The organism is Pseudonocardia lacus (assembly GCF_018531445.1).
In the GTDB taxonomy this organism is placed as follows: Bacteria; Actinomycetota; Actinomycetes; order Mycobacteriales; family Pseudonocardiaceae; genus Pseudonocardia; species Pseudonocardia lacus.
In genome coordinates this window covers 1-3,251 of sequence record NZ_JAHDTH010000389.1, presented here as the reverse complement: position 1 = coordinate 3,251, position 3,251 = coordinate 1, and the positions used below count along the sequence as shown (strand labels likewise).

Sequence of the window (3,251 nt, the reverse complement as noted above, 5' to 3'; positions counted from 1 at the left end):
CAGCGCCAGCGCGACGGTCGAACCATGCAGCGTCGGGGTGCGCGCCGCCACGGCGTCGAGCCGGGCCAGCGCGTCGGCGACGCCGCCGCCGGCCAGCAGGCAGTCGGCCAGCACGGCGCGCAGGGCGGCCGCCGCGGCGGCCTCGGCGGCGGCCGAATCGAGCCGACCCACCGTGCCCACGGCCAGGGCGACCCGCTGGCCGGGGAGCGCGACGACGTCGAACCACTCCCCGGTGCGCACCGCGTGGGAGGCGTCGACGTGGTGGGCGGCGATCCGGGCCCCGGGCACGACGGGGACGCGGTCGGGCATGTGCGCGGGCAGCGCGGGCGCGGCCGGCGCGACCTCGACACCCCCGACACCGCCGACCCCGAGACCACCGCCCTCGACACCGCCGCCCCCGCCGTCGATCAGCCGCAGCCCGCCGTGCGGGGCGCCCGTCTCGCGGGCTCGGGCCAGCACCCCGCGGACGCTGCCGTCGAGCGCGTGGACCTGGTCGGCGTCGACCGAGTACCGGGTCGATCCGGTCCGGGGGGTCGCCGGGCGGGTCCACCGCAGGTCGCGGACGGGCTCGCCGGTGCGCAGCACGTGCCGCAGCGCGGCGAGCAGCTCGGGGTCGTCGAGACCGGGGCCGACGGCGTCGAAGCGGCTGCCCGGCACCACGACGTCGGTCGCGGCGACCGCCCGGGCGGCCCGGTTCGCGGCCGTGACGAGCAGGTCCTCGCCGTGCAGCTCCCACACCGGTTCCGGCAGGGCGTCGAACGCCGCTGCCGCGACGGTGGTACCGCATCCGCCGTTCGCGGACATCGAGTCCTCCGTCCGGGTCGGTGAGCAGGGCGACGTACCACGGCGTGGGCGACCTCCCGGCAACTACGTAGCGTAGTAGTCGGGCCCCCGGGGTTTAGGACGGCCGTCTCCGGCCATATCCCGGACGTGGTGACTCCCGCCCGGACCGTGCCGCTCACGCCCGATCCGAGCGGTGTCACCGAGGTGCCGGACCGCGCCGATCCCGTTCCGCGTCTCCTGTCCTCAGCCCGTCCCCGTGCCGTTCGTGGCGGGGGCTTACCCGACCGGATCCGACCGAACCACCCGGACGACGACCAGGACCCGAATCACCCACGCCCGCACGGAATCCGCCGCCCGCACCCGATCGCCCGGGTGACCGCGGCCAGGAGGAACTGACGATGCACGTCGCGATGGTCTCTGAACACGCGAGCCCGTTGACGGCCCCCGACGCCCACGACCCCGTCGCCCAGGACGTCCACGTCCGCGAGCTGGCCCTGGCCCTGGCCGCCGCCGGGCACCGGGTCACCGTGCTGGCCCGGCGGGACTCGCCCGATCTGCCCGACGTCGTCGAGCTCGCCACCGACGCGTCCGGCGGCAGCGCGCACCTGCACCCCGTCACCGCCGGGCCGACCAACCGGCTGCCCGACGACCGCGTGGTGGCGCACGTGCCCAAGCTCGCCGACGAGCTGGCCCGCGCCTGGCGCGCCGACCGCCCCGACGTCGTGCACGCCCACCACTGGATGTCCGGACTGGCGGCCCTGGCCGCGGTGCGGGACCTGGAGGTGCCGCTGGTGCAGACGTTCCACGGCCTGGGCCACGTCCAGCGCCGCCACGACAGCGAGCACGCCGGCCCCGCCGGCCGGCCCTCCGCCGAGCAGGTGATCTCCCGGCGGGCCGACCGCGTCGTGGCCACCTGCGAGGACGAGCTGTTCGAGCTGGTCCGGATGGGCGCGCCGCGCAAGCGGATCTCGATCGTCCCGCACGGCGTCGACGTCGAGACCTTCCGACCGGACGGACCCGCACTGGTCCGCGGCGAGCGCCCGCGGCTGGTCACCCTCGGCGGGCTCGCCCCGGGCGAGGGCGTCGACGACGTGATCACCGCGCTGGCCCGGGTCCCCGACGCGGAACTGCTCGTCGGCGGGGGAGCGCGGGCCGGGCAGCCGGACGCCGAGCCCGACCTGCGCCGGCTGTTCGCCGTGGCCGCGACCACGGGAGTGGCGGACCGCGTGCGCTTCCTGGGCCGCGTCGCCCGCGAGAACGTCCCGCGCCTGCTCCGCTCGGCCGACCTCGTGGTCCGCGCGCCCCGCCACCACTCGCTGGGCACGGTGGCGCTGGAGGCGATGGCCTGCGGCCGCGCCGTCGTGGCGACCGCGGTCGGCGGGATGAAGGACATCGTGGTCGACCGGGTGACCGGCGTCCACGTGCCGCCGTCCCGACCCGACCGGCTCGCCCACACCCTGCGCGCGCTGCTCGCCGACCGGGCGATGCCGATCGCCTACGGCATCGCCGGGCGCGACCGCGTGGTCTCCCGCTACACCTGGGCGCGGATCGCGGCCGCCACCGAGGCCGTCTACGCCGGGGTGCTGGACCTGCGGGCCGCCGAGCGCCCCGCGGACGACGAGCTCCTGGAGGAGGGGGTCCACTGACGCCCGCGGCCCCCGCCCGGTGGGGCCGCCGTTTCGCCCGCTCCCGCGGTGGTACCGCCAGGGCATGAGCCTGTCCGCCGTCGCCCTGAACTGCACCCTGAGCCCGTCGCCCACCGAGTCGAGCACCCAGCTGATGATCGACCAGGTGCTGGCCGCGCTGGCCGAGCACGACGTCGTCGGCGAGACGATCCGCGTCGTCGACCACGACGTCCGCCCGGGCGTGCAGAAGGACATGGGGGAGGGCGACGCCTGGCCCGCGCTGCGCGCCCGGCTGCTGGGCGCCGACATCGTCCTGCTGGCCACCCCGACCTGGGTCGGGCACGCCAGCAGCGTCGCCCAGCGGGTGCTGGAGCGCCTGGACGCCGAGATCGGCGAGACCGACGACGAGGGTCGGCCGAGCATGGCCACCAAGGTCGCGGTGGTGGCCGTGGTCGGCAACGAGGACGGCGCCCACAAGATCGTCGCCGACGTGTTCCAGGCGCTGAACGACATCGGGCTCAGCGTGCCGTCGCAGGGCTCGGTCTACTGGAACGGCGAGGCGATGTCCGGGGTGGACTACAAGGACCTCGACAGCACGCCGGAGCCCGTCGCGTCGACGACGAAGACACTGGCCGCCAACGCCGCGCACCTGGCCCGCGTGCTGCGCGAGTCCCCGTACCCGGTGCCCTCCTGAGCGGTCCGCCGCCTACGTGGCCCTGGGCAGGGCGCGCTGCCCGTCCGGGGCGAGGTGGCCGGCCGCCGGGTGCACCCGCGGCACGACCGGCCGGACCGGCCGGCGCTCGGGGCGGCCGGGGCGGTCCTCGGCCTCGGCCTCCGGCGGGC

General features: G+C 76.9%; 3 protein-coding genes. 2 read left to right on the top strand and 1 reads right to left on the bottom strand.

The features are described from left to right. A partial coding sequence (locus KIK08_RS38245; protein WP_214408197.1) for a PAS domain-containing protein occupies positions 1 to 804 on the bottom strand: 804 nt, incomplete at its 3' end. A 377-nt stretch (positions 805 to 1,181) separates the two neighbouring features. On the opposite strand from KIK08_RS38245, the gene KIK08_RS38240 reads away from it, so the two are divergent. Then, complete coding sequence (locus tag KIK08_RS38240) at positions 1,182 to 2,429, top strand: glycosyltransferase (protein ID WP_214408196.1); 1,248 nt, start codon at positions 1,182 to 1,184, stop codon at positions 2,427 to 2,429. A gap of 64 nt (positions 2,430 to 2,493) precedes the next feature. Then, positions 2,494 to 3,102 carry a flavodoxin family protein gene (locus KIK08_RS38235; protein ID WP_214408195.1) on the top strand — a complete coding sequence of 203 codons (609 nt, stop codon included), beginning with the start codon at positions 2,494 to 2,496 and terminating at the stop codon, positions 3,100 to 3,102. The last annotated feature ends 149 nt before the right edge of the window (positions 3,103 to 3,251 follow it).

Coding starts and splice junctions, on each gene's coding strand:
- KIK08_RS38235 (WP_214408195.1), top strand. CDS start 2,494: ATGAGCCTGTCCGCCGTCGCCCTGAACTGCACCCTGAGCCCGTCGCCC.
- KIK08_RS38240 (WP_214408196.1), top strand. CDS start 1,182: ATGCACGTCGCGATGGTCTCTGAACACGCGAGCCCGTTGACGGCCCCC.